Origin of the sequence: Pseudomonas sp. DWP3-1-3b3 (assembly GCF_049896305.1) — a bacterium.
GTDB classification, from domain to species: domain Bacteria; phylum Pseudomonadota; class Gammaproteobacteria; order Pseudomonadales; family Pseudomonadaceae; genus Aquipseudomonas; species Aquipseudomonas azotoformans_A.
Window position 1 is genome coordinate 286931 of sequence record NZ_JAFCUA010000002.1, and the last position, 26022, is coordinate 312952.

26 protein-coding genes are annotated in these 26022 nt (G+C 61.2%); 6 read left to right on the forward strand and 20 right to left on the reverse strand.

Annotated features, from left to right (window positions below; translation table 11 throughout):
* Nucleotides 1–87: 87 nt before the first annotated feature.
* The 5 genes from ACP7BX_RS07680 to ACP7BX_RS07700 form a co-directional block, all read right to left on the reverse strand.
* Nucleotides 88–1110 carry a putative 2-aminoethylphosphonate ABC transporter substrate-binding protein gene (locus ACP7BX_RS07680; RefSeq protein ID WP_177052663.1) on the reverse strand — a complete coding sequence of 341 codons (1023 nt, stop codon included), beginning with the start codon at nt 1108–1110 and terminating at the stop codon, nt 88–90.
* Nucleotides 1111–1132: 22 nt separating this feature from the next.
* Nucleotides 1133–2839, reverse strand: a complete 1707-nt coding sequence (locus tag ACP7BX_RS07685) for a putative 2-aminoethylphosphonate ABC transporter permease subunit (protein WP_426127238.1) — start codon at nt 2837–2839, stop codon at nt 1133–1135.
* A 1-nt stretch (nt 2840) separates the two neighbouring features.
* A complete protein-coding gene (locus ACP7BX_RS07690; protein ID WP_033897017.1) occupies nt 2841–3905 on the reverse strand; it encodes a putative 2-aminoethylphosphonate ABC transporter ATP-binding protein in 1065 nt (354 codons plus the stop codon).
* 104 nt (nt 3906–4009) lie between these two features.
* Nucleotides 4010–4873 carry a LysR family transcriptional regulator gene (locus tag ACP7BX_RS07695; RefSeq protein ID WP_426127236.1) on the reverse strand — a complete coding sequence of 288 codons (864 nt, stop codon included), beginning with the start codon at nt 4871–4873 and terminating at the stop codon, nt 4010–4012.
* A 15-nt stretch (nt 4874–4888) separates the two neighbouring features.
* Nucleotides 4889–7147 (reverse strand): heavy metal translocating P-type ATPase, encoded by a 2259-nt coding sequence (locus ACP7BX_RS07700; protein ID WP_426127234.1) that lies wholly within the window; start codon nt 7145–7147, stop codon nt 4889–4891.
* Between the two features lie 85 nt (nt 7148–7232).
* Here ACP7BX_RS07700 and cadR point away from each other — a divergent pair, with 85 nt between their 5' ends.
* Nucleotides 7233–7673, forward strand: coding sequence for a Cd(II)/Pb(II)-responsive transcriptional regulator (gene cadR / locus ACP7BX_RS07705; RefSeq protein ID WP_016979028.1), 441 nt, complete (start codon nt 7233–7235; stop codon nt 7671–7673).
* On the opposite strand, the gene ACP7BX_RS07710 is transcribed toward cadR, so the two are convergent.
* From ACP7BX_RS07710 to ACP7BX_RS07720, 3 genes are all read right to left on the reverse strand, one after another.
* Nucleotides 7674–8507, reverse strand: a complete 834-nt coding sequence (locus ACP7BX_RS07710) for a thymidylate synthase (protein WP_025999960.1) — start codon at nt 8505–8507, stop codon at nt 7674–7676. It lies immediately after the preceding gene.
* 54 nt (nt 8508–8561) lie between these two features.
* Nucleotides 8562–9374: a prolipoprotein diacylglyceryl transferase gene (lgt, locus tag ACP7BX_RS07715; protein WP_061434519.1), complete on the reverse strand. Its 813-nt coding sequence runs from the start codon at nt 9372–9374 to the stop codon at nt 8562–8564.
* 77 nt (nt 9375–9451) lie between these two features.
* Nucleotides 9452–10234: a sulfite exporter TauE/SafE family protein gene (locus ACP7BX_RS07720; protein WP_038850667.1), complete on the reverse strand. Its 783-nt coding sequence runs from the start codon at nt 10232–10234 to the stop codon at nt 9452–9454.
* Between the two features lie 120 nt (nt 10235–10354).
* On the opposite strand from ACP7BX_RS07720, the gene ACP7BX_RS07725 reads away from it, so the two are divergent.
* Nucleotides 10355–11101, forward strand: a complete 747-nt coding sequence (locus ACP7BX_RS07725) for an NRDE family protein (RefSeq protein WP_426127231.1) — start codon at nt 10355–10357, stop codon at nt 11099–11101.
* Nucleotides 11102–11201: 100 nt separating this feature from the next.
* On the opposite strand, the gene ptsP is transcribed toward ACP7BX_RS07725, so the two are convergent.
* Both ptsP and ACP7BX_RS07735 read right to left on the reverse strand, forming a co-directional pair.
* Nucleotides 11202–13481, reverse strand: coding sequence for a phosphoenolpyruvate--protein phosphotransferase (gene ptsP / locus ACP7BX_RS07730; protein WP_010207299.1), 2280 nt, complete (start codon nt 13479–13481; stop codon nt 11202–11204).
* 22 nt (nt 13482–13503) lie between these two features.
* On the reverse strand, nt 13504–13983 hold the full coding sequence (locus tag ACP7BX_RS07735; RefSeq protein WP_003176750.1) for an RNA pyrophosphohydrolase: 480 nt from the start codon (nt 13981–13983) through the stop codon (nt 13504–13506).
* Between the two features lie 143 nt (nt 13984–14126).
* Between ACP7BX_RS07735 and ACP7BX_RS07740 the strand changes: the two genes are divergently transcribed.
* A complete protein-coding gene (locus tag ACP7BX_RS07740; RefSeq protein WP_038850671.1) occupies nt 14127–14783 on the forward strand; it encodes an HAD family hydrolase in 657 nt (218 codons plus the stop codon).
* A gap of 20 nt (nt 14784–14803) precedes the next feature.
* Here ACP7BX_RS07740 and ACP7BX_RS07745 read toward each other — a convergent pair whose 3' ends face one another.
* From ACP7BX_RS07745 to ilvA, 3 genes are read right to left on the reverse strand one after another with little or no spacing between them, the layout of a single operon-like run.
* Entirely contained in the window at nt 14804–15271 is a 468-nt protein-coding gene (locus ACP7BX_RS07745; protein WP_314529556.1) for a DUF2269 domain-containing protein, read from the reverse strand.
* The gene (locus ACP7BX_RS07750) at nt 15272–15685 is read right to left on the reverse strand and encodes a DUF2269 family protein (RefSeq protein WP_016979021.1); all 414 of its coding nucleotides are present in this window, start codon (nt 15683–15685) and stop codon (nt 15272–15274) included.
* 41 nt (nt 15686–15726) lie between these two features.
* Nucleotides 15727–17241 carry a threonine ammonia-lyase, biosynthetic gene (ilvA, locus tag ACP7BX_RS07755; protein WP_033897581.1) on the reverse strand — a complete coding sequence of 505 codons (1515 nt, stop codon included), beginning with the start codon at nt 17239–17241 and terminating at the stop codon, nt 15727–15729.
* A gap of 138 nt (nt 17242–17379) precedes the next feature.
* On the opposite strand from ilvA, the gene rpiA reads away from it, so the two are divergent.
* Complete coding sequence (gene rpiA, locus ACP7BX_RS07760) at nt 17380–18054, forward strand: ribose-5-phosphate isomerase RpiA (protein WP_133075491.1); 675 nt, start codon at nt 17380–17382, stop codon at nt 18052–18054.
* Here the strand turns inward: rpiA and ACP7BX_RS07765 are convergent.
* The 4 genes from ACP7BX_RS07765 to ACP7BX_RS07780 form a co-directional block, all read right to left on the reverse strand.
* On the reverse strand, nt 18041–18949 hold the full coding sequence (locus ACP7BX_RS07765; RefSeq protein WP_133075492.1) for an SdiA-regulated domain-containing protein: 909 nt from the start codon (nt 18947–18949) through the stop codon (nt 18041–18043). The two genes, rpiA and ACP7BX_RS07765, sit on opposite strands and share 14 nt — an antisense overlap.
* A gap of 120 nt (nt 18950–19069) precedes the next feature.
* On the reverse strand, nt 19070–19996 hold the full coding sequence (locus ACP7BX_RS07770; RefSeq protein WP_033897578.1) for an SdiA-regulated domain-containing protein: 927 nt from the start codon (nt 19994–19996) through the stop codon (nt 19070–19072).
* Between the two features lie 138 nt (nt 19997–20134).
* Entirely contained in the window at nt 20135–20800 is a 666-nt protein-coding gene (locus ACP7BX_RS07775) for a fumarylacetoacetate hydrolase family protein (protein WP_061434528.1), read from the reverse strand.
* A 21-nt stretch (nt 20801–20821) separates the two neighbouring features.
* Nucleotides 20822–22216 (reverse strand): FAD-binding oxidoreductase, encoded by a 1395-nt coding sequence (locus ACP7BX_RS07780; protein ID WP_426127226.1) that lies wholly within the window; start codon nt 22214–22216, stop codon nt 20822–20824.
* A gap of 204 nt (nt 22217–22420) precedes the next feature.
* Between ACP7BX_RS07780 and serA the strand changes: the two genes are divergently transcribed.
* A complete protein-coding gene (serA, locus tag ACP7BX_RS07785; protein ID WP_003195214.1) occupies nt 22421–23650 on the forward strand; it encodes a phosphoglycerate dehydrogenase in 1230 nt (409 codons plus the stop codon).
* 63 nt (nt 23651–23713) lie between these two features.
* Here the strand turns inward: serA and ACP7BX_RS07790 are convergent, their stop codons facing one another.
* Nucleotides 23714–24154, reverse strand: coding sequence for a DUF4399 domain-containing protein (locus ACP7BX_RS07790; RefSeq protein ID WP_426127224.1), 441 nt, complete (start codon nt 24152–24154; stop codon nt 23714–23716).
* 134 nt (nt 24155–24288) lie between these two features.
* Here ACP7BX_RS07790 and ACP7BX_RS07795 point away from each other — a divergent pair, with 134 nt between their 5' ends.
* The gene (locus ACP7BX_RS07795; protein ID WP_426127222.1) at nt 24289–24783 is read left to right on the forward strand and encodes a transporter substrate-binding domain-containing protein; all 495 of its coding nucleotides are present in this window, start codon (nt 24289–24291) and stop codon (nt 24781–24783) included.
* Nucleotides 24784–24885: 102 nt separating this feature from the next.
* Here ACP7BX_RS07795 and ACP7BX_RS07800 read toward each other — a convergent pair whose 3' ends face one another.
* Nucleotides 24886–25380, reverse strand: a complete 495-nt coding sequence (locus tag ACP7BX_RS07800; RefSeq protein ID WP_426127220.1) for a DUF523 domain-containing protein — start codon at nt 25378–25380, stop codon at nt 24886–24888.
* Nucleotides 25381–25382: 2 nt separating this feature from the next.
* Nucleotides 25383–26015: a 2OG-Fe(II) oxygenase gene (locus tag ACP7BX_RS07805; protein WP_033897573.1), complete on the reverse strand. Its 633-nt coding sequence runs from the start codon at nt 26013–26015 to the stop codon at nt 25383–25385.
* Between the last annotated feature and the right edge of the window lie 7 nt (nt 26016–26022).

Consider the following 26022-nt stretch of genomic DNA (forward strand, 5'->3'; position numbering starts at 1 on the left):
AGCCAGCTCCCACATTTTGAATTGCGAACACCTTCAAATGTGGGAGCTGGCTTGCCTGCGAAGAGGCCATCAGCCCTAACGAAAACCTTATTGACCCGCTACCTTTTCCGACTTGCCGTCATAGCGTTTGCGCCATTCGGTCAGGATGCTGTCGCGGTTTTTCGAGGCCCAGGCGAAGTCGTTCTTGATCAGGCGCTGTTCATAGTCGGCCGGCAATTCGGTCTGCGGCTTGGCAATGCCAGGCTGGGCGAGGACGGCGAAGTTGTCCTTGTACAGGTCCATGGCAGCGGGGCTGGCGGAGAAATCAGCGAGCTTTTTCGCAGCGTCGGCGTTGTGGGTGCCTTTCATGACGGCAGTGGCTTCGATGTCCCAGCCCAGGCCTTCTTTCGGCAGGATGATGTCCAGCGGCGCGCCCTGGCGTTTCAACTGCACGGCCGGGTATTCGAAGGAAATGCCGATCGGGAACTCACCCGAAGCCGCCAGCTTGCATGGCTTGGAGCCGGAGTGAACGTACTGGCCGATGTTCTGGTGCAGGTCATCCATGTACTGCCAGCCCTGCTTCTCGCCGTAGGTCTGCAGCCAGGCACTGACGTCCAGGAAACCGGTGCCGGACGAGGCCGGGTTGGGCATGACGATCTTGCCCTTGTACTCAGGCTTGGTCAGGTCCTGCCAGCTCACCGGTTTGGTCAGGCCCTGCTTTTCGGCTTCGACGGTGTTGAAGCAGATGGTCGCGGCCCATACGTCCATGCCGACCCAGGCTGGCGGGTTGGCGGCGTCGCGGTAGTTTTTGCCGATCTTGTCCAGATCCTTCGGCGCGTAGTTGTCCAGCATGCCCTGCTGGTCGAGGATCGCCAGGCTGGAAGCGGCCAGGCCCCAGACGGCGTCGGCTTGCGGGCGGTCTTTCTCGGCCAGCAGCTTGGCGGTGATGATGCCGGTGGAGTCGCGCACCCATTTGATTTCGATATCAGGGTTGGCCTGTTCAAAGGCCTTTTTGTAGGTCTTCAACTGCTCGGCTTCGAGGGCCGTGTACACGGTCAACTCGGTCTTGGCGAAGGCATTCAGGCTGAATGCAGTCAGTACGGCAGCGACCAGCGCCAGGGGCTTGAACATGGAGCACCTCCTTCAGGGATATTTATTGGCCGGGTGCGCTCTGGCGCCAGGCTTGGGAGCGGCGCAACGCGCCACGTGAGGCCCACGCCAGCAGCAGCGAGACGCCGGCCGAAGTGAACAGAATCAAGGTCGACATGGCCGCCGCGCCGCCCACGTTGCCGGCGTCGTCCATGTTCAACACAGCGACGGCGGCGAGGATGGTGTCGGGGCTGTAGAGGAAGATCGCGGCGGACACAGTGGTCATCGCCGACACAAACAGGTAGCGCACGATGTCCAGCAATGCCGGCAGGCAAATCGGCACCGTGACTTTCAGGTAATGGCGGTACAGCGGCGCCTTGAGGGACAAAGCAGCGGCTTCGAACTCGGCGTCCAGTTGACGCAGCGCCGTGGTGGCGGTCATCTGCGCGGTGGTCAGATAGTGAGCGATGGTGCACACCACCAGCAACGTCATGGTCCCGTAGAACACATGCAGCGGGTTGCCGTTGAGGTTGAAAAAGAACACGTAGCCCAAGCCCAGCACTAAGCCCGGTACCGCCATCGGCACAAAGCTGAGCATGCGCAGGGCCAGGTTCAGCCCCTTCTGGCCCTTGGTTTTTTCCATCAGGTAGGCGCCGGTGAAGATCATCACACTGCCGATCAATGCGGTGCACAGCGCCATGGTCAGGCTGTTGCGATAGGCCAGCCAGCCGCCGCCAGCCGTGTCTTCGAACTGGTAGTGGTTGAGCGACAGCGACAGGTTGTACGGCCAGAACTTCACCAGCGACGAGTACACCGCCATGCCGAACACCAGCAGCAACACGGCGCAGATCAGCAGCACGATGGCCAGGTAGCAGCCGTCCCTCATGCGCGATGGCGCCGGTTGGAACACTTGGGCACGGCCGCTCATGGAATCGCCATGACGGCGGCGCAGCCAGGCATCCACCCCAAAGCTGAACAGCGCTGGCAGCAGCAACACCATGCCGATCAACGCGCCGCGGCCGAACTGTTGCTGGCCGACCACTGCCTTGTAGGCTTCCAGCGCCAGCACCTGATAATCGCCTCCGACCACCACGGGCACGCCGAAATCGGTGATGGTCAGGGTGAACACCAGGCAGAACGCAGCGAACACCGCCTGGCGCGTGGCCGGCCAGGTAATGCTGCGAAACGCCCGCGCCGGGCTGGCGCCCATGCTGGAGGCCGCATCGAACAGGCGCGCATCCGCCAGGGACAGCGCCGACAGCAAAATCATCAAGGCATGTGGGAAGGTGTAGATCACCTCACCCAGCACAATGCCCCAGAAGCCGTAGATATTGTCCGAGAGCAACCCGCGCAGCATGCCCTGGTTACCGAACAGGTAGACCAGCGCAATGCCCGGCAACATCGACGGCGCCATCAACGGCAGCAACGACATGCCGCGCCAGATCGCCTTGCCGGGGATCAACGTGCGTTGCAGGGCGTAGGCAAACAGGTAGGCCAGCGGTACGACGATAGCCGCCACGCTGAGGGAAACTTTCAGGCTATTGCCCAGCAACCAATGGAAGTTGGCGCTGGTGATCAGTTCCTGTGCAGCCACCAGGCCACCGCCCTGCCCGGCTTCACTGCTGAAACCGCGCCAGAAGATCGCCAGCAACGGCATCAATACGGCGAGGCCCAGCAGCAACAGCCACAGCAGTTTGCCGCCGACGACGAAAATTCGGTCACCGGTTTCGGCGCGGGACACCGGTCGTGGCAGCGTCATGACAGCGGCCATCTCAGGCAAACACCTGCAGGCTGCGCGGCGGCAAAGCCACCCAGATGTCCTGGGCGCCCAGGCGCGGCATCGCTTCCGGGGCCAACTCGGCCAGCAGCGCATGGCCGGGCAATTGCTCCAGCTCGAAACTCATGCGGCAGCGATTGCCGAGGAAAGTGATCTCGCGGACCTTGGCCGGGAACAGGTTTTCTTCATGCACCGGCGGGTTGACGCTGATCGCCTCCGGGCGACAGAACAAGCGGCCGGACTTGGCTACGCCAGCATCGTCGGCCAGGCGCATGTTCATCCCACCGACCTGGGCGTGGCTGGCACTGTTGCGGCTGAACGGCAGCCAGTTGCCCTGGCCGACAAACTCCGCCACAAACGGCGTGGCCGGGCGGTCGTAGATTTCCTGGGGCGTGGCGTATTGCTCGACCTTGCCGTTGTTCATCACGGCGATGCGGTCGGCCATCAGCATGGCTTCGTCCTGGTTGTGGGTGACCATCAGCGTGGTGATGCCCAGGCGGCGTTGCAGTTGGCGCAGCTCGGTGCACAGATGCTCACGGACGCGGGCATCGAGGGCCGACATCGGTTCATCCAGCAACAACAACGAAGGTGCAGGCGCCAAAGCACGGGCCAGGGCGACACGTTGTTGCTGGCCGCCGGAGAGTTGGCCGGGGTATTTCTTTTCACTGCCGACCAGGCCGACCAATTCCAGCATCTGCCCGACGCGCTTGCGCACTTCATCGCGACCGCTGCCAGTAAGGCCGTAGCCGATATTCGCTTCGACAGTCAGATTGGGGAACAACGCGTAGGACTGGAACAGAATGCCGTAGTCCCGCGCCTGGGGCGGCAGCAGGGAAACATCACGGCTGCCCAAGTACAGTTCGCCGCTGTCCTGGCGCTCCAGGCCAGCGATGCAGCGCAGCAAAGTGGTCTTGCCGCAACCGGACGGGCCCAGCAGGCACACCAGCTCGCCGGCGGCGACGTCCAGGGAGACGTTGTCCAGCGCAGTAAAAGCGCCGAAGCGTTTCTGGATACCGCGCACTTTCATCGGCGCGCCGGGTTGGGTCAGGGCTGTGTTCATGCAAGGCACCTCATCGAACTGATGAAGCCCATGCTAGGCGGGCAATGCGTCCCTCATGTGGCAGAAAGGCAAAAGGGAGTGATAGTGGTATTGGTGGATTTGGGTTAAAGCGGCGACATTTCCTGCGCCAACCCCAGGAACGCCGCCGGCAACCGTGCGCCTTTGCGTTCCTTGAGGCAGTAGAGATACTCCGGAATCTGCGGCGCATTCTCGAAAGTCAGCACCCGCAGTTGCGGATCATGGGGCACTTCCTGACGCGCAATGATGCTGATGCCGATGTTGCGCAACACCGCCTCGCGGATCGACTCGCGGCTGCCGATTTCCAGCAACGGGCCGTAGCTCACGTTGGCGCTTTGCAGGAGTTCTTCGGTGAGGCGTCGCGTGGTTGAGCCCGCTTCACGCATCAGCAAGGTGTGCCCGGCCAAAGCGCTCAGCGGCACGTGATCCAGTTTGGCCAGGGGATGGTTGCGATGCACCGCCAGCACCAGCGGGTCGGTGCCCAGCACACGACGAATCAGGCGCGGGTCTTCCAGCAGTTGCGAGGAGGCGGCGACATCGACGCGATAATCGTCCAAGGCTTCGAGCACCTGCTGGGAGTTGCCGATTTCCACCGACACCTCCACTTGCGGCAGGCGTTCGCGAAAGGCTTTGACCAGGTCGAGGATGTAGTAAGGCGCCGTGGCGGCAATCCTCAATGCGCCCTGGACCTGGCCATTGTTGCGCAGGAAAAAATCGATGTCCGCTTCCTGCTGCAACAGCGCCTTGACCATCGGCAGCAGCCGCGCGCCCTCGTCGCTGACGGTGAGGCGGCGACCGCCGCGGTAGAACAACTCGACGCCGTACTGGCTTTCGAGGTTACGGATCTGGGTGGTGACCGTGGGTTGGCTCAGGCCGAGTTTTTTCGCCGCCTGGGTGATGCTGCCCAGGCGGGCGACCATGAAAAAAGCCTTCAGCTCGGCACTCAGCACACCACCCTCTCATCTCTATTTGCGCAACAGGCGCAGGCCATTGAACACTACCAGCAGGCTCACGCCCATGTCGGCGAACACCGCCATCCACATGGTGGCCAAGCCCAGGAAGGTGACCGCCAGGAAAATCGCCTTGATCACCAACGCCAGGGCGATGTTCTGCTTGAGGATACTCGACGTTTGCCGCGACAGACGAATGAATGCCGGAATCTTGCGCAAATCATCGTCCATCAGCGCCACGTCGGCGGTCTCGATGGCAGTGTCGGTGCCCGCTGCGGCCATGGCAAAACCGATCTCGGCACGGGCCAACGCCGGGGCGTCATTGATGCCGTCACCGACCATACCCACGCGATGGCCTTGGCCATAGAGGGTTTCGATGGCTTGCAGTTTGTCGGTCGGCAACAGGTCGCCCTGGGCTTGGTCGATACCCACCTGGGCGGCAATCGCCTGGGCGGTGTGGGTGTTGTCGCCGGTGAGCATCAGGGTCTTGATGCCCAGCGCGTGCAGTTGCTGGATGGCTTCGCGGCTGCTGTCCTTGACCGTGTCGGCCACGGCGAACAGTGCCAGCGGACCGGACTTGTCGAGCAACAGCACCACCGATTTGCCCTGTTTTTCCAGGGCGAAGAGTTTTTCTTCAAGCTCCGGCGAGCACAGGCCCAGGTCTTCCACCAAGCGGTGATTGCCCAGGTGGTAGGTTTCGCCGTTGATGTCGCCACGCACGCCTCGACCGGCCAGGGCCTCGAAGTTATCCACAACATGGGTGGGCAGGTTCTTATCCACAGCCGCGTTAGCAATCGCCAACGACACCGGGTGATCGGAACGTCCAGCCAGACTGGCGGCCAAGGCTGGCGCGCTGCCTGCAACATTGGGGAACAGCGCCAGGTAATCAGTTTGCACCGGCTTGCCGTGAGTGATGGTGCCGGTCTTGTCGAGGGCCAGGTAGTCGAGCTTGTAACCACCCTCCAGGTACACGCCACCCTTGATCAAGATGCCTTTGCGCGCCGCCGCCGCGAGGCCGCTGACGATCGTCACCGGGGTGGAAATCACCAGCGCACATGGGCACGCCACCACCAACAGCACCAGGGCGCGGTAGATCCAGTCAAACCAGGCGCCCGCCATGAACAGCGGCGGAATCAGCGCCACGCCGAGGGCAAACAGAAACACCGCCGGGGTATAGATTTTCGAGAAGCTGTCGACAAAGCGCTGGGTCGGCGCGCGGGCGCCTTGGGCCTGTTCCACCGCGTGAATGATGCGCGCCAGGGTGGAGTTGTTGGCCGCGGCGGTGACTTTGTATTCCAGGGAGCCGGCCTGGTTGATGGTGCCGGCGAAGACTTTATCGCCCACGGTTTTCTCAATCGGCAGGCTTTCACCGGTGATCGGTGCCTGGTCGATGGTGGATTGGCCGGCGGTGACTTCACCGTCCAGGCCGATGCGCTCGCCGGGCTTTACCCGCACGATTGCACCCAACTCAATGCTTTTGACCTCCTGTTCAGCCCATGAACCATCGGCCTGCTGTACCGTGGCCTGCTCCGGCGTCATCTGCATCAAGCCGCTGATGGCATTACGCGCACGGTCCAGAGACTTGGCTTCGATCAACTCGGCCACGGTGAACAGGAACATCACCATGGCGGCTTCCGGCCATTGCCCGATCAGGATCGCACCGGTCACGGCGATGCTCATCAAGGCATTGATGTTCAGGTTGAGGTTTTTCAGGGCAATCCAGCCCTTTTTATACGTGGTAAGGCCGCCGCTGAGGATCGACACCAGCGCCACCAGCGCGATCACCCAGGTGGGCGCGACGCCGCTGAAGTGCAGCACTTCGGCCCCCAATGCTCCCACGCCGGACAACGCCAGTGGCCACCAGTGTTTCTTGGCCGGCGGCTCAGCGGCTGGGGTGCCTTCTTCGATGGGATCAGCCTGCATCCCCAGGGCTTTGATGGCGTCGATGATCGGCGCAGTGCTCGGCAAGTCGTGAGTGACGCCGAGGATACGGTTGATCAAATTGAATTCCAGCTGCTGCACACCGGCCAGCTTGCCCAGTTTGTTCTGGATCAGCGTCTGCTCGGTGGGGCAGTCCATGGCTTCGATGCGAAACGTGCTCAACCGCGAGCCGGCGGTAGGCGCCTCGCTCAGTTGCACCAACGCCGGGGCCGGCGCTCCGGAACAGCAGGAACCGCCGTGGCCGTGGTCATGCACAGGCGTGAGTTTTTTCGGGCCATGATCGTGGTCGTGATCATGCTCGTGTTTATACGGGGTGTGGATGGAATCGCTCATTCTGTCGCGTCCGTAAAGGTGCCTGTTGCCAAGTAAAGACCCTGTAGCCACTATAGGGTCAAGCACCCATTTGGAGATTGCTGCGATGAAGATCGGCGAACTGGCCAAACTGACCGACTGCCCGGTGGAAACCATCCGTTACTACGAGAAGGAAGGCCTGCTGCCGCCCCCGGCGCGCACCGACGCCAACTACCGCGTGTACACCCAGGCGCACACCGAGCGACTGGTGTTTATCCGTAACTGTCGCAGCCTGGACATGACCCTGGAAGAAATTCGCAGCCTGCTGGGCTTGCGCGACAGCCCCCAGGACCAGTGCGAAAACGTGAATGCGTTGATCGACGAGCATATCCACCATGTGAAAGCGCGGATCGATGGGCTGTTGGCGCTGCAGGAGCAATTGCTGGACCTGCGCCAACGTTGTGGTGGCGGACCGGAGTGTGGGATTTTGCAGCGGCTGGAAGTCAGCGGGAGTGTGGCAGCCAGCGAGGCTGAGCCCTCACATGTAGGGCGCAGCCATGGGCATTGATCAGATCGCCACGTCGGCCTTGATGCTTGGGTCGGCGTCGTAACCGACGATTTCGAAGTCTTCGAACTTGTAGTCGTAGATCGACGCCGGTTTGCGCTTGATCACCAGCTCCGGCAGCTTCTTCGGCGTGCGCGCCAGCTGGGTGCGGATCTGTTCCATATGGTTGCTGTAGGCATGGGTGTCGCCGGTGGTGACGATGATCTCGTGAGGAATCAGGTCGCACTGCTGGGCCAGCATATGGGTGAGCAAGGCCAGCGCGGCGGTGTTGTACGGCAGGCCGAGGAACACGTCGGAGCTGCGGATATACAACTGCATCGACAGGTGACCGTCGTGCACAAACGCCTGGTACAGCAGGTGGCAAGGCGGTAGCGCTTGCTTGCCGTTGCGCGCGTTTTCCTGCGGGCTCTGGGTTTCGTCAGGCAGGTACTCGACGTTCCAGCCGTGGAACAGGATGCGGCGGCTGTTGGGGTTGGTCTTCAGCGTGTGGACCATGTAGTCGATCTGGTTGATCGTGCCGCCGTCCTTGGTCGGCCAGGCGGTCCATTGTTCGCCGTACACCGGGCCCAGGTCACCGTCTTCGGTGGCCCATTCGTCCCAGATCTTTACGCCGTTTTCGTTGAGCCACTTGATGTTGGTGTTGCCGCTCAACATCCAGATCAGCTCGTTGGCGATGCTTTTGAAGTGAAGCTTCTTGGTGGTCAGCAGCGGGAAGCCGTCGGCCAAGTTATGCCGATACTGACGGGCAAACACGGCCTTGGTGCCGGTGCCGGTGCGATCGCCCTTGGTCAATCCATTGGTCACGACGTCGTTCAGTAGCTCGAGATATTGCTTCATTTTTTTACCCGTATCGTTGAAGCCGAGGCTGCGCAACCGCCTCGGCATTCGAATTTAAAGCGCGGTGTTCTTCAAAGGTTGCGGGCGATTGTACGCCCACCACAGCAAGCCCAGGCCACCGAGGATCATCGGCAGGCTGAGGATCTGACCCATGGTCACCCAACCGAACGCCAAGTAGCCCAACTGTGCATCCGGCACGCGCACGAACTCGACGACGAAGCGGAAGATCCCGTAGAACAGCGCGAACATGCCGGAAACCGCCATGGTCGGGCGCGGTTTGCGCGAGAAGATGTACAGGATAAGGAACAGCGCCACACCTTCCAACGCGAACTGATAAAGCTGCGACGGGTGGCGCGGCAGTTGCGCCGGGTCGCTGAACGGCGGGAACACCATGGCCCACGGCACGTCGGTCGGCTTGCCCCACAGTTCGGCGTTGATAAAGTTGCCGATACGCCCGGCGCCCAAGCCGATCGGTACCATCGGCGCAACGAAGTCCATCAACTGGAAGAACGATTTGCCGTTGCGACGGCCGAACCACCAGGCGGCGATCATCACGCCGATAAAGCCGCCGTGAAACGCCATGCCGCCCTTCCACACCTCGAAGATCAGCGTCGGGTTAGCGATGTACGCGGAGAGGTCATAGAACAGCACATAACCCAGGCGTCCGCCGACAATCACCCCCATCGACAGCCAGAAAATCAGGTCGGAGAGCTTCTCCTTGGTCCAGGTCGGGTCGAACCGGTTCAGGCGGCGGGAAGCCAGGAACCAGGCACCGCCGATGCCGATCAGGTACATCAACCCGTACCAGTGGATTTTCAGCGGACCGATGGCCAGGGCCACCGGGTCGATCTGCGGGTAAGGCAGCATTGCGACTCCTCGTTAATCATTCGTTATAGCGCCCGGACCATGCCGGGCCGCGATTAAGCCTGCATTATTCAAATTCTTTAAAGCAAAAAGTTTAAGCCGACACAGAACAGCAGTCCGGCGAATAGCCGTTTCAGCAAACGCGGCGACAGCTTGTGCGCCAAGCGCGCACCAAAGCGGGCAAACACCATGCTGGTCAGGGCAATGCCCAGCAGCGCCGGCAAATACACGAACCCTAGACTATGAGCGGGCAACAGCGGGTCATGCCAGCCCAGAATCATGAAACTTAATGCACTGGCCAGCGCAATCGGCAGGCCGCAGGCCGATGAAGTGGCCACCGCTTGCTGCATCGGTACGCTGCGCCAGGTCAAAAACGGCACGGTCAGCGAGCCGCCGCCAATCCCGAAAATCGCCGAGGCCCAGCCGATAAACGTACCGGCGACGGTCAAGCCAAACTTGCCCGGCACCGTTCGGCTGGCCTTGGGCTTGACGTCCAGTGCCAGTTGCACGGCCACCAGCAAGGCGAATACGCCGATGATCTTTTGCAGGTGCGGGCCGGAAATCGCCTCGGCGGTCAGCGCGCCAAAGCCTGCGCCGATCAGGATGCCCACGGTCATCCACACAAAGATCGGCCAACGCACCGCGCCCCGCCGGTGGTGCTCGCGCACGGCATTCACCGAGGTAAAGATGATGGTCGCAAGCGAAGTGCCCACGGCCAGGTGGGTCAGCACCTGCGGATCGAAGCCCTGCAAGGTGAAGCTGAACACCAGCACCGGCACGATGATGATCCCGCCGCCCACGCCAAACAGCCCGGCGAGTACACCCGCACAGGCGCCGAGCAGCAAATACAGCAGAAATTCCATGGGAGCCCCCGAACCAAGTCCGGCATGTTAACGGATGGAAGGCATGCGACCCAACTGGATACGATGGAACGCCTCGGCTTGAGTGGGTAGAGTGGCTAAAAACACAAAAGGGATCGCCTGATGTGCCTGATTGTTTTCGCCTGGCGGCCGGGCCACGCCCAGCCGCTGATCGTCGCGGCCAACCGCGATGAGTTCTACGCCCGCCCCAGCCTGCCGCTGGCCCAGTGGCTGGATGCGCCCGAGGTCTACGCCGGCCGCGATCAGGAGGCAGGCGGCACGTGGTTGGGAGTGAATGCCGATGGGCGCTTTGCCGCCCTGACCAATATCCGTGACCCGCACCAGCCGCCGGCCCGTAAGTCCCGTGGCGAGTTGGTGGCGCGATTTCTCAACGGTTCCCTGCCGATAGACGAGTATTTGGCCGATGTTAACGGCCGTTCGATTGAATATGCCGGATTTAACCTGCTGGTGGGCACGCGCGATGAGCTATGGCATTACAACGCCAACCACACTGAGCCGACGCGATTGGAGGCTGGGGTGTATGGGTTGTCCAACGCCGGGTTGGATACGCCGTGGCCCAAGCTGCTCAAGGCCAAGGCGGCGTTGAGTGCGGTGCTGGATGATCCGCAGCCGGAGGCGTTGCTGAAGATATTGAGCGACCCGAAGACGGCGCCGTTTGCAGACCTGCCGGATACCGGCGTGGGGTTGGCGACGGAGAGTTTGTTATCGAGCGTGTTTATTGCCAGCCCCAGTTATGGGACGAGGGCGAGTACGGCATTGATTGTGAATGCCGACGGGACACGGCGGATGGTGGAGCGCAGTTTTGGGCCGCATGGTGGGCGACTTGGCGAGGTAGAGCTCAGAATTTAGCGGTGCTTGGGCTACCGCTATCGCGGGCAAGCCCGGCTCCCACATTTGAAATGCATTCCAATGTGGGAGCCGGGCTTGCCCGCGATGAAGGCGACTCGGTCTAGAGGGTTTTCGCCGAGGCTGGGTTGATCATCCGGGTCAGCCCCAGATTCTTCAGCGCCAACTGCAACGAGCTGTGGATAACTTGCGGGTTGTCGATGGTCATCAACTCCGCCAGCAGATCCTTGGCCATGCTCAACTCAACCTGGCGCAACATCCACTTCACTTTCGGCAAGTTGGTGGCGTTCATCGACAGGCTGTCAAAACCCATCGCCATCAACAGCACTGCCGCCGCCGGGTCGCCGGCCATCTCACCGCAGATGCTCACCGGCTTGCCTTCGGCATGGGCGTCGCGCACCACGTGTTGCAGGGCTTGCAGCACCGCCGGGTGCAGGTAGTCGTAGAGGTCGGCCACCCGTGGGTTGTTACGGTCCACGGCCAGTAGGTATTGGGTCAGGTCGTTGGAACCCACCGAGAGGAAGTCAACCTGTCGCGCCAGTTCCTTGGCCTGGTACACCGCCGCCGGGATTTCGATCATCACGCCAATCGGCGGCATCGGTACGTCAGCGCCTTCATCGCGCACTTCGCCCCAGGCGCGGTGGATCAGGTGCAGCGCCTCTTCCAGCTCATGGGTGCCGGAAATCATCGGCAGCAGGATGCGCAGGTTATTCAGGCCTTCGCTGGCCTTGAGCATGGCGCGGGTCTGTACGAGGAAAATTTCAGGGTGGTCGAGGGTGACACGGATACCGCGCCAGCCGAGGAACGGGTTGTCCTCTTTGATCGGGAAATACGACAGTGACTTGTCGCCGCCGATGTCGAGGCTGCGCATGGTCACCGGCAACGGGTGGAAGGCCTGCAGTTGCTCGCGATAAATCGCCAGCTGCTCCTTCTCGCTCGGGAAACGCTGGTTGATCATGAACGGCACTTCGGTGCGGTACAGTCCCACCCCTTCGGCGCCGCGCTGTTGCGCCCTGGCCACGTCGGCCAGCAGGCCGGTGTTGACCAGCAACGGCACGCGGTGACCATCGGTGGTCACGCATGGCAACTCACGCAAGGAGTCGAGGCCCAGCGCCAGTTGTTTCTCTTCTTCAACCACCTCGGCGTATTGCTTGCGCAACACTTCGCTGGGGTTGGTGAACACTTCACCACGATGGCCATCGACGATCATGCCGATACCGTCGACCTTGGCATACGGCAGGTCGACCAAGCCCATCACCGTCGGGATGCCCATGGCACGCGCCAGGATCGCGACGTGGGAGTTGCCCGAACCCAGTACCGAGACCAGGCCCACCAACTTGCCCTCTGGCACTTCGCCGAGCATGGTGGCGGTCAGTTCTTCACTGACCAGGATGGTGTTGTCGGGGTAAACGAGATTGGTGGTGCGGTCTTCCTGCAGCTTGGCCAGCAGGCGGCGACCGAGGTCGCGCACATCCGAGGCCCGCTCGCGCAGGTAGTCGTCGTCCATCATTTCAAAACGGTTGACGTGATCGGTGACCACCTGGCGCAGCGCACCCTGGGCCCACTGGCCGGTCTTGATCACGGTCTTGACTTCGTTACCCAGCGACGCGTCATCGAGCATCATCTGGTACACGTCGAACAGTGCGCGCTCTTCGGGGCGCAACTGAGTGGCCAGCTTGTTCGACAGGTTGCGCATGTCGGCGCGCACGCCTTCGAGGGCGGTCTTGAACAGTTTGATTTCAGCGTCAATGTCGCTGACGGTCTTGTCCGGCACCACATCCAGGTCCGCCGGCGGCAACATGACCACCGCCGTACCGACCGCAGCACCCGGTGAACCCGGCACGCCGACGAACTTGGCTTCCTGGATGCCCTTGCCTTCACGCCCCAGGCCGCGAATCGAGCCGGTGGCTTCAGCGTGGGCGATTACGCCTGCGAGCTGCGCGCTCATGGTCACGAGGAAGGCTTCTTCACCTTCGTCGAACTGGCGGCGTTCTTTTTGCTGGATGACCAACACGCCGACAACGCGGCGGTGGTGAATGATCGGTGCGCCGAGGAACGAGGCGTAACGCTCTTCGCCGGTTTCGGCAAAGTAGCGATAACGCGGGTGATCGGCCGCGTTTTCAAGGTTCAGGGGTTCTTCACGCGTCCCCACCAGGCCCACCAGACCTTCATTGGGCGCCATGCTGACCTTGCCGATCGAGCGCTTGTTCAAGCCCTCGGTGGCCATCAGCACAAAACGGTTGGTCTCGGGGTCCAGCAGGTAAACCGAGCAGACCTGGCTGCCCATGGCTTCCTTGACGCGCAACACAATAATCCCCAACGCCGCCTTGAGATCCTTGGCGGAGTTAACTTCCTGGACGATCTTGCGCAGCGTATTGAGCATGGCTCGGGGTCGAACTCCGTCGTCAGTCGCGCGCTAAAAGGCGCGGGGCAAGCTCTTTGAGAGCGCGACGATAAACCTCGCGCTTGAATGTCACCACCTGGCCCAACGGATACCAATAGCTGACCCAGCGCCAACCATCGAACTCCGGTTTACCGGTCAAATCCATCCGCACCCGCTGCTCGTTGGAGATCAGGCGCAGGAGAAACCATTTCTGCTTCTGGCCGATGCACAGCGGTTGGCTGTGGGTACGCACCAGGCGTTGCGGCAAACGATAGCGCAACCAGCCACGGGTACAGGCCAGAATCTGTACATCTTCGCGCTCAAGGCCGACTTCTTCATTCAACTCACGGTACAAGGCGTCTTCAGGGGTTTCGTCGGGGTTGATTCCGCCTTGAGGAAACTGCCAGGCATCTTGGTTGATTCGGCGAGCCCATAGCACCTGTCCGGCATCATTCGTAAGAATAATCCCGACATTAGGACGGAAACCATCGGGGTCGATCACGGCAACAACCTCGCAAACGCATGTCGCCGCATTGTTCCACAAAGGTTGATGAAGCGGCAACGAGGCTTCTTACCTTATGTGCACTCTTGTGAAAAGACCGTATTCTGGACGCCTTTTTACAGACATTTCAGCGAGTAACTGCAATGCGCCTGGCTTTATTCGACTTGGACAACACCCTCCTCGGCGGTGACAGCGATCACGCCTGGGGCGATTACCTCTGTGAACGCGGGATTCTCGACCCGATCGCCTACAAGGCCCGCAACGACGAGTTCTACCAGGATTACCTGGCCGGCAAGCTCGACAACGCCGCCTACCTGAACTTCAGCCTGGAAATCCTCGGCCGTACCGAGATGGCTCAGTTAGACGAGTGGCACAACGACTTCATGCGCGACTGCATCGACGCGCTGATGCTGCCCCTGGCCGCCGAACTGCTGGCCAAACACCGCGCCGCCGGTGACAAGCTGGTGATCATCACCGCCACCAACCGCTTCGTCACCGCGCCGATTGCCGCACGCCTGGGCGTGGAAACCTTGATCGCCACCGAGTGCGAGATGGAAAACGGCCGCTACACCGGGCGCAGCACTGACGTGCCGTGCTTTCGCGAAGGCAAGGTGACGCGCTTGAACCGTTGGCTGGAAGAGACCGGGTACAGTCTGGAAGACAGCTACTTCTACAGTGACTCGATGAATGACCTGCCGTTGCTGGAGCAGGTGACTCATCCGGTGGCGGTGGATCCGGATCCGAATCTACGGGCTGAAGCCGAGAAGCGTGGCTGGCCGGTGATCACACTGCGAAGCTGATGATCAGTGGTGGTCAAGCCTTACATCGGCTTGGCCACCATCAAATAAAAAATCACCATGAACGCCAAAAACGCCGGCCACCCCAGGCCAAACCACCAGCGCATATAGGTCGCGGCCTTGATCGGCATCGCCGTGCCGTCCCGCAGCGCCTGCTCTGCCATCCTGTGCACACGAATCTGCAGCCACACCACCGGCAGCCAGCAGATCCCCGCCAACACATACAAGCCGAACGTCCACTGCAACCAACTCTGCTGCAGCGACCAGCCCGCCAGATGCATCAAGCCAATCCCGCTCAACGGCTGGAACACCGCCGTGGTCGCGGTAAACGCCCAGTCGGCGAACACCAGGTGCTTGAAGGTCGCGGCGATCACTTCCACATTGCCCGTGCGCCAGGCGCGCAGCGCATAGTAAGCCGAGCCCGCGCCCAGCCCGAACAGGACGGTCGACGACAGGATATGCAGGGTTTTCAGTAGCAGGTAAGCGCTCATCTAGACGGGCTTGGCACCCATCAACCCGGCAATCGCGACGAACCCCACCAGGCTGACCACCGCCAGCACCAGCGTGAAGTTCAGGCTACCGCCCTCGCCCTTGCGCAGGCGATTGAGGCGCGCCACCAGCCAGAACCAGGCCAGCGCCGCCACGGTGTAGAGGAGGCTGGAACCCAGGATCCAGGTCTGCCCCAGCGGCCAGCCGATCAGGTGCACCAGCCACCAGCCGGTAAACGGCATGCTCACCACACACACGCCCATCAACAACCAGACGAACGCCCAGGGGCGCTGCACGGTCACCGCGGGGCCCGCGCTGCGTTTGCGCCAGGCCAGTATCGCCAGGCCCAGGCCGCTAAGCAGCAGCAATACCGTGGCCGCGATGTGGATAACTTTCAGGGTGATCAGGGTTTCCATGTCTCTTATCTCTCAAAGGCCGCCCCCATCAGCGTAGTCGCTCAACCGAGGAACAGTTTGTAGGCCGGGTTATCGCTTTCATCCCAGTACGGGTAGCCAATGGCTTCCAGGGCCGCCGGTACCAGGTGACGCTCGTCCGCCGGCACTTGCAGGCCGGCGACCACACGGCCGTCGGCCGCGCCGTGGTTGCGATAGTGGAACATCGAGATGTTCCAGCGCCCGCCCAATTTGTTAAGAAAGTTGAACAAGGCCCCCGGACGCTCCGGGAATTCGAAGCGAAACACCACTTCATTGCTGACGTGGGCCGCATGGCCACCGACCATATGGCGGATGTGCAGCTTGGCCAGTTCGTTCTCGGTCAGGTCCAGCACCGGGAAACCCTGACTGGTGAGACTGGCGATCAGCGCGCTTCGCGGGTCGTTTTCCGGGTGGGTCTGCACGCCGACAAAGATGTGCGCCTCGCTGCCGGAGTGGAAGCGGTAGTTGAATTCAGTGATCTGGCGCTTGCCCACGGCCTCGCAGAACGCCTTGAAGCTGCCAGGTTTCTCGGGGATGGTCACAGCGATGATGGCTTCGCGGCCCTCACCCAACTCGGCGCGCTCGGCCACATGGCGCAGGCGGTCGAAGTTGACGTTGGCGCCAGAGTCGATCGCCACCAGGGTTTGCCCGGTGACGCCACGGGTCTCCACATACTTCTTGATCCCCGCCACACCCAATGCCCCTGCCGGCTCGGTGATGGAACGGGTGTCGTCGTAGATGTCCTTGATCGCCGCACAGATTTCATCGGTGCTCACAGTGATCACTTCGTCGACATAGTCTTTGCAGATATCAAACGTGTGCTGGCCGATCTGCGCTACCGCCACGCCATCGGCAAAGATACCGACAGTCGGCAACACCACGCGCTCGCCCGCCGCCAGCGCGGCTTGCAGGCAATTGGAGTCGTCCGGCTCGACGCCGATGATCTTGATGTCCGGACGCAGGTACTTCACGTACGCCGCAATCCCGGCAATCAGCCCGCCGCCGCCCACCGGAACGAAAATCGCGTCCAGCGGCCCCGGATGCTGGCGCAGGATCTCCATCGCCACGGTGCCCTGCCCGGCAATGGTGTGCGGATCATCGTAGGGGTGAATGTAGACGTAGCCTTTTTCGTCGACCAGTTTCAGCGAGTAGGCCAGGGCTTCCGGGAAGGAATCACCATGCAGCACCACTTTGCCGCCACGGGAGCGCACACCCTCGACCTTGATCTCCGGGGTGGTCTTGGGCATCACGATAGTGGCCTTGACCCCCAGCACCTTGGCCGCCAGGGCCAGGCCCTGGGCATGGTTGCCCGCAGACGCCGTGACCACGCCGCGTGCGCGCTCCTCAGCCGTCAGCTGGGTCAACTTGTTATAGGCGCCGCGAATCTTGAACGAGAACACCGGCTGCAAGTCTTCACGCTTGAGCCAGACCTGGTTGCCCAGCCGCTCGGAGAGCTGGCGGGCGGTCTGCAACGGGGTTTCTACGGCAACGTCGTAAACGCGCGAGGTAAGGATCTTTTTGACGTACTGTTCAAGCATTGGCGGGCATCTACTTTCACGGTTTGGCAGGGCCAAGGAGTCTAACCCGGCTTTTGGCCGGGCGACCACACGAATCCAGAGGTTTTGTTGGGTTATACTCGCGCCCCTCGTTAACTCCCCGCCCGTTCCGGAGCCCGCATGACCCAGGATCAACTCAAACAGGCAGTGGCCCAGGCCGCCGTCGATTTAATCCTTCCTAAACTCGACGACAAGAGCATCGTCGGTGTCGGCACCGGCTCCACTGCCAACTGCTTCATCGACGCACTGGCCCAGCACAAGGGCGCGTTCGACGGCGCCGTGGCCAGCTCCGAAGCCACCGCCGCGCGCCTGAAAGGCCATGGCATCCCGGTGTACGAGCTCAACACCGTGAGCGACCTGGAGTTCTACGTCGACGGCGCCGATGAAAGCGACGAACACCTGAACCTGATCAAAGGCGGCGGCGCAGCCCTGACCCGCGAGAAAATCGTCGCGGCCGTGGCCAAGACCTTTATCTGCATCGCCGACGCCAGCAAGCTGGTGCCGGTACTCGGCGCGTTCCCGCTGCCGGTGGAAGTGATCCCGATGGCCCGCAGCCACGTGGCCCGCGAGCTGGTGAAACTGGGCGGCGACCCGGTGTACCGCGAAGGCGTGTTGACCGACAACGGCAACATCATCCTCGACGTGTTCAACATGCAGATCACTCATCCGGTGGAGCTGGAAACTCAGATCAACGCGATCGTCGGCGTGGTCACCAACGGCTTGTTCGCCGCACGGCCGGCGGATGTGCTGCTGCTGGGCACCGCCGAAGGCGTGAAAACCCTCAAGGCTTCTTGAACACGTAAAACAGGTTCGGCTCGCTGGTGAGGTAGAGGTTACCGTCATCGTCCATCGCGATCCCTTCCGCCTGAGGCACCCGCTTTTTCAGGCCATGGCGCCCGTTCAGCAGTGACAGACTGCTCAGCGGGCGACCGTCGATATCCAGTTCCAGCACCAGGAAGGACTCATCCGACAGCGCCAGCAGATGGCCGCTGCGCTCGTCGTATTGCAGGCTCGACAGGTCACGCACAAACAATCCGGCATCCCGCTTGGGGTTGTTGACCACGTGCACCGAGTAGGTTTTTTCCGGCTTGAAGTGGGGAAAGCCATGGATCTCGTAGATCAGCATCGGGTCGCGCTCCTTGGCCACGAACAGGCGCTTGCCCACCGAGTCATAGGCCAGGCCCTCAAAGCCCTTGTTGCCCCCCACGTGCAGGCCCAGGGTCATCTGCTCCGCATCGGCGGCGTCGAGGAATTGGGTGTCGTCGTCCACATGCACCTTGATCAAGCGCTGCTGACGCTCATCGCTGATGACGTAGATGTTCTCGCTGATGTACTCCACGGCCTCGGCGTCGCCAAACCCGACCAAAGGAATGCGCCGCAGGATCTTGCCCTCCAGGGACAGCTCGATCAGTTCGGCGTTTTGATTGGTGACGGTAAACAGGCTTTTGCGGATGGGGTCGTAGGTGAGGGCTGAGACATCGTCATTGAGACCGTCGATCACCCGGGCTTCCACGGCGACCTGATAATCCGCCAGACCGATGGAGCGTTCGTCCGCCGGCTGGCGCCACACTTGCCAGTTGAACCAGGCGCGCTCGAACAGCCGAAAGTGCTGCGCAACGACCCCGGCGCCGATCAGGACGATCAGCGCAAGCATAAAGAGCATCGGTTTGGGGCGGGCTAGTCGTCGCATCAGAGGGGCTCAAATTCAAAAGTGGCGAATGAATATCACGCCTGTCTGAATTTAAACTTAAACGCGCCCCGGTGTCTGGCGAATGCCGCTGATAGAGAAATATCCGACGTAAACTGTCCGCTATTTCTGTTTTTCGAAACGATAGAACAGATTGGGTTCACTGACGATGTACAGCGTGCCGTTCTCGTCCATGGTCACGCCTTCCGCCCGAGGAATGGTGTGTTTGAGACCATTGAAGCCGCCGAGCAGGGTCATGAAGCTAACTTGCTCGCCCTTCTCGTCCAGCTCAAGCAGCAGGTGGGAGTCGGCCGACAGCACCAGCAAATGCCCGGTACGCGGGTCGACGGCCAGGGCCGAGAGGTTACGCATGTCCAATTCTTTGCTGGCCAGTTTCTGCTTATCGCCAGACAGGGTCGGACCGCCGTCGCTTTTCCAGGTGAACAACGCCGGCGGGCGCTCCTCGCCCAGTACCAACTGCTGGTTGCGCTTGTCCCAGGTGATGGCTTCAAAGGCTTTGTTCTGGTCTTTGGACGGGCCTAGGTCATAACTCGGGAAATCGGCCTTGTTCAACGCCACGGTGGTGGCATCGACCTTGACGATGGTCAGTGTGTGCTGGCGCTCATCGACCACGGCGATCAAGCCGTTTTCCATCACCGTCACGCCTTCCGGGTTATCCCAGCCGTTGAGCGGCATCTTGCGCAGCACGTCGCCTTGCAGGCTCAACTCAGCGAGGAACGGGTTCTTGCCCATCACGGAAAACAGGGTTTTGGTCTGAGGGTTGTAGGAGACGTCGGACGCTTCGTCCTTCTCCATGCCCGGTAGAGGCTTACCGTCGATCACAGCCTGGTAGTCCGGCAGCCAGACGCTTTCCTGGCGTTCGGCCGGCGTTTCAAAACGCTCCAGCACCCACAGCACGCCGCGATCATCCCAGTGCATGGCCCAGGCAACGCCATAGGAGATCACCCCCACCAGCAACAGCCAGGAATACCAGCGCAAGGCAAAGCGAGAACGCGGCTTGGGTGTAGCGGAGGGCAAGGACACGGCCATTGGGCGCTTTTTCCGGAAAGTCAGCGTTAGGTGATAGCACAGGAATGACAGGCCCGCGCGCAAGAGGCTGGGGATTATCCGGATGGCGTGTGAAAAAAATGCAAAAGCCGGGTCACCGGCCTTTGCAGGGGCAGGGCTTTAGCGAACGCTGCTTTCGAAGCGGTTCACACCCGACAGTTCCAACACCAGCTCATCGCCCACATTCAGCGGGCCCACGCCAGCCGGGGTGCCGGTGAGGATCACATCGCCCGCTTGCAGCGAGAAGCAGCCGGCCATGTGCTGGATCATCGGGATGATCGGGTTGAGCATCTGCGCGCTGTTGCCATCCTGACGCACTTCGCCATTGATGCTCAGGCGGATGCCGATGTCGGTCACGTCCGGGAAGGTGCTGCCCACCACGAACGGCGCGATCACCGCCGCACCGTCGAAAGACTTGGCGATTTCCCACGGCAGGCCCTTGGCTTTCAGCTCGGCCTGTTTGTCACGCAGGGTCAGGTCCAGGGCCGGGGCGAAGCCGGAAATCGCATCCAACACTTCTTCACGGCTGGGCTTGGTCGACAAGGGTTTTCCGATCAATACCGCGATTTCCGCCTCGTAGTGCACCGAACCGCGCTCGGTCGGGATGCTGAAACCGCCTTCCAGCGGCACTACACAACTGCCCGGCTTGATGAACAGCAGCGGCTCGGTCGGCACCGGGTTGTCCAGTTCCTTGGCGTGTTCGGCGTAGTTACGCCCGATACACACCACTTTACCGACCGGAAAGTGGATGTTGGTGCCGTCGACATACTTGTGCTGGTAGCTCATGGAACGACTCCTTCAGGGCGATTAAACAGCGAAGATCTTGCCAGGGTTCATGATCCCGTTCGGGTCGAACACGGCTTTGACGGCCTTCATGTATTCGATTTCAACCGGCGAGCGGCTGTAAGTCAGGTAGTCATGCTTGGTCATGCCCACGCCGTGTTCGGCGGAGATCGAACCGTTGTACTTCTCGACGGTTTCAAACACCCACTTGTTCACGGTGGCGCACTTGGCGAAGAACTCGTCCTTGCTCAGGTTTTCCGGCTTGAGGATGTTCAGGTGCAGGTTGCCGTCGCCGATGTGACCGAACCAGACGATTTCGAAGTCGGGGTAGTGTTCGCCGACGATCGCGTCGATTTCCTTCAAGAACGCCGGCACTTTGGAGACAGTCACCGAGATATCGTTCTTGTACGGGGTCCAGTGGGAAATGGTCTCGGAGATGTACTCGCGCAGTTTCCACAGGTTATGCAGTTGGGTTTCGCTCTGGCTCATCACGCCGTCCAGCACCCAGCCCTGCTCCACGCAATGCTCGAAGGTTTCCAGCGCATGGTTGGCGACTTCTTCGGTGGTGGCTTCGAATTCCAGCAGCGCGTAGAACGGGCACTCGGTTTCGAACGGCGCCGGCACGTCGCCACGGCCCATGACCTTGGCCAGGGCCTTGTCGGAGAAAAATTCGAAGGCAGTCAGGTCCAGCTTGCTCTGGAACGCGTGCAAGACCGGCATGATCGAGTCGAAGTCGGTCGTACCGAGCACCATGGCGGTGAGGTTTTTCGGCGCACGGTCCAGGCGCATAGTGGCTTCGACCACAAAGCCGAGGGTGCCTTCAGCGCCGATGAACAGCTGGCGCATGTCGTAGCCGGTGGCGTTCTTGATCAGGTCGCGGTTCAGCTCCAGTACGTCACCCTTGCCGGTGACGACCTTCATGCCGGCCACCCAGTTGCGGGTCATGCCGTAGCGAATCACCTTGATCCCGCCGGCATTGGTGCCGATATTGCCGCCAATCTGGCTGGAACCGGACGATGCGAAGTCCACCGGGTAGTACAGGCCTTTTTCTTCAGCGACGTTCTGCAATTGCTTGGTGACCACGCCCGGCTGGCACACGGCGGTGCGGTCGGTGAGGTTCACGTCGAGGATCTGGTTCATATAGTCGAACGACACGACCACTTCGCCATTTGCCGCCACGGCAGCGGCGGACAAGCCGGTACGCCCGCCCGATGGCACCAGCGCCACCTTGTGGGTATTGGCCCAACGCACAATGGCCTGGACCTGCTCAGTGGTCTTGGGGAAGACAATGGCGGTCGGCGCGGGTGCGAAGTGCTTGGTCCAATCCTTGCCGTAAGCCTCCAGGGAGTCTGCATCGGTCAGCACTTTGCCGGGCTCAACCAGGGTCTTTAGCTCATCAATCAGGGCAGGATGGGTCATCGACAGAACTCTCGAACAATTCATGGTCATCCTGAGAACGCTTCACGTCGCAGGAATGAGTGTTTGCGGGGCGCGTATGCTAGCATACCGCCCCCGCAGGACAGAGCCCAAGGGCGTTTCTGCGGTGACGGCTTTCCTGCCGTCCGGGTCAGCTTACGTGATCCGATTCCCTGCCATTTTTCTCCGGGATACAGGTTTACGCAGATGAGCAAGACTTCTCTCGATAAGAGCAAGATCAAGTTCCTTCTTCTGGAAGGCGTCCACCCATCGGCTGTCGACGTTCTGAAAGCCGCCGGGTACACCAGCATTGAGTACATCACCAGTTCTCTGCCGGAAGCCCAACTCAAGGAAAAGATCGCCGACGCGCACTTCATCGGCATTCGCTCCCGCACTCAGCTGACCGAAGAGATCTTCGATCACGCCAAGAAACTCGTGGCGGTCGGCTGTTTCTGCATCGGCACCAACCAGGTCGACCTCAACGCAGCGCGCGAGCGCGGCATCGCGGTGTTCAACGCACCGTACTCCAACACCCGTTCCGTTGCGGAGCTGGTGCTGGCCGAGGCCATCCTGTTGTTGCGCGGCATTCCTGAGAAGAACGCGTCCTGCCACCGTGGCGGCTGGATCAAGAGCGCAGCCAACTCCTTCGAAATCCGTGGCAAGAAGCTGGGTATCGTCGGTTACGGCTCGATCGGTACTCAGTTGTCGGTCCTGGCCGAAGGCCTCGGCATGCAGGTGTTCTTCTACGACACCCTGACCAAGCTGCCATTGGGCAACGCCACGCAAGTGGCCAGCCTGACCGAGCTGTTGGGCATGTCCGACATCGTGACCCTGCACGTTCCGGAAACCGCTGAGACCCAGTGGATGATCGGCGAGAAGGAAATCCGCGCCATCAAGAAAGGCGGCATCCTGATCAACGCTGCCCGTGGCACCGTGGTCGAGTTGGACGCCCTGGCCGACGCGATCAAGGACAAGCACCTGATCGGCGCTGCCATCGACGTGTTCCCGGTGGAGCCACGCTCCAACGACGACATCTTCGAGAGCCCGCTGCGTGGCCTGGACAACGTGATCCTGACCCCGCACATCGGCGGCTCCACTGCCGAAGCCCAAGCCAACATCGGCCTGGAAGTGTCGGAGAAGCTGGTCAAGTACAGCGACAACGGTACGTCGGTGTCGTCCGTGAACTTCCCGGAAGTGGCCCTGCCGGCCCACCCTGGCAAGCACCGTCTGCTGCACATCCACCAGAACATCCCTGGCGTGATGATGGAGATCAACAAGGTCTTCGCAGAAAACGGCATCAACATCTCCGGTCAGTTCCTGCAGACCAACGAGAAGGTCGGCTACGTGGTGATCGACGTCGACGCCGAGTACTCGGACCTGGCGCAAGAGAAGCTGCAGCACATCAACGGCACGATTCGTAGCCGCGTGTTGTTCTAAGGTTTCGCCGCAACATGAAAAAGGGAGCCCCTCGGGGCTCCCTTTTTTGCATCTGAACAAATCTTACTTAACGTTAACCGTGATCACTTTCGAGACTACAGTGGGCTCGAACTGGCGGTGCACGTTATCGCCCGCCACCAGCTGCAAGGTGTGCTTGCCAGGTGCGAGGGTCAGCTCGGTCTCGGTTTGCGCCTTGCCGAAGTGAATCGACGTGGCGGTGGCTGGAATGGCTTCGTCGGCCTTGAGCGACGTCACGTCCTGGTCGACCAGCAGGTGGTGATGGCCGGCGCCCGGTACTTGCTTGTCGATCGGTTCCAGGTCCAGGCCCTTGACGCCGAATTTGACGGTGAAGGTTTTGTCGACGGTTGCGCCGTCTTTGGGCGAGACGATAAACACCTCGGCGCCTTTGGGAGCAGGCGTACGAGGCACATCAGCGGCATTCGCCAACATCGAGGCACCCAGCAACAGGCTGGCAAGGCTTGCACGGGACAAAAGGGCTTTCATTCGCTTCTCCAGTTTTTCTGTGAAATCTGTAGGGTTATGACAACTTCGCGACAAATTGCTGTCCAAGGCACTCAACACCATAGCAAAGCGATGCTGAACGGCGCCTCGCACATTAAAAATCTCTAGGAGTGACCATGCGCTTTTCGCCTGGCCTGTTACTGTTGCTGCCCCTTCTGAGCCCTTTGGCTCATGCCGAACTGGTTGATGATGTGTTCGACCGTGGCGAACTGCGCATCGCCCTTGAAGCCAACACCCCACCGTACAACTTCAAGGAAGGCGAAAAACTCACCGGCTTCGAAGTGGAACTGGGCGAGCAACTGGCCAAGGAAATGGACGTGCGCCCCTCGTTCATCACCACCGATGACGCCGACCTGCTCCCAGGCGTGGAAACCGGCAAATACGACGTGGCCATCAACCATATCGCTATGACTGCCGCGCTGCAGGATCGGTTCGATTTCAGTGAGCTTTACAGCGAGAAGCCAGCGCTGGCGATTCCCTTTCAGAAAGGAAATCCAGCGTTCAAGGCGAGCCTGGACAAGGCCTTGCAGCGCGTGAAGGCGGATGGCCGGTTGAAGGCGTTGGCGCAGAAGTGGTTGGAAGGTGAAACGCCGGTAGCACAGGCACAGTAAAACAAATGTGGGAGCGGGCTTGCTCGCGAAGGCGGTGGGTCAGAACCCCATGCAGTAACTGACCCCCTGCATTCGCGAGCAAGCCCGCTCCCACACTTTGATCTAAGTCAGATCTGAGAACTTGGCCAGGGCTTGCGTCGCCTCGGGCAACTCCAGCTCACTGAACACCTGAACGCCATGCTGCCTCAGCAGCGCCGCCGTCACACCTTCGCCACTCACTTTCACACCCGAAAACGTGCCGTCATAGGTGAGCAGGTTGCCGCACGACGGGCTATTGGCCTTGAGTACGGCGATGCGGATGTTGTGGCGCTGCACCAGCGCCAGGGCCTGGCGCGCGCCCTCAAGGAACGCCGCGCTGAAGTCTTCGCCCTCGGCGGTGAGCACCTGGGCGCGGCCCTCCCAGACATCCACGCCTTGCCCGCCTGGAATTTCGGCAGCGGGTCGTGGCGTGGGCAAACCACCCGACACTTCCGGGCAGATGGCAACCACACGCCCTTCGGCTTGCCACACCGCCAGTTGGTCAAACGGCCCGCTCGCCCCACCGTCATAGCGCACCTTGTGCCCCAGCAGGCAGCGGCTGATCAGTATTTTTTCCATATTCAGAACGGCTCGTTGCCCCGCCGACGAAACCAGCCGGTGAGGGACAGGCGTTCGCGCGTGGCGGGCATGACTTCGTGGGGCACTTCGCCCGACAGGAACACCACCAGGCAACCGCCGGTGGGTACCACATCGTATTCGACGTCGTCCTTGAGGTACATGCGCAACTGACCGCCATGCTCGGGCAGCCAGGCATCGTTCAAGTAGATCACCGCCGAGACCATGCGCCGGTCATCGTCGCGGAAACGGTCCAGGTGCTTGAGGTAGAACGCTCCCGGTGGGTACATCGCGAAATGGCTTTCGAAATCTTCCAGGCCGAGGAACAGACCACGGTTCATCGCCAAACGCAGGCTGTCCATCAGCGCCATGTAGGTGTCGCAGACCGCCGCGTCGCCGTCCTCCAACCACTGGATATGGTCACCGCGAATGCCTTCGCGAATCTCCTGGGCCGGGCCGCGCCCCACCGCCGCCGGGGCCAGTTCACCCTCGGCCGCACGTTTACGGCACTCAGCCGCCAGTTCCAGGGTCAGAGCCTGGGGCAGGAAGCCGTCCTGCCGGGACCAGCCCTTTTCGGCCAGGTCGTCGACAATACGTTGCAGCAAGGGGTGATCGAGGGGTATTTGCATGGCGCGCATAGTATCC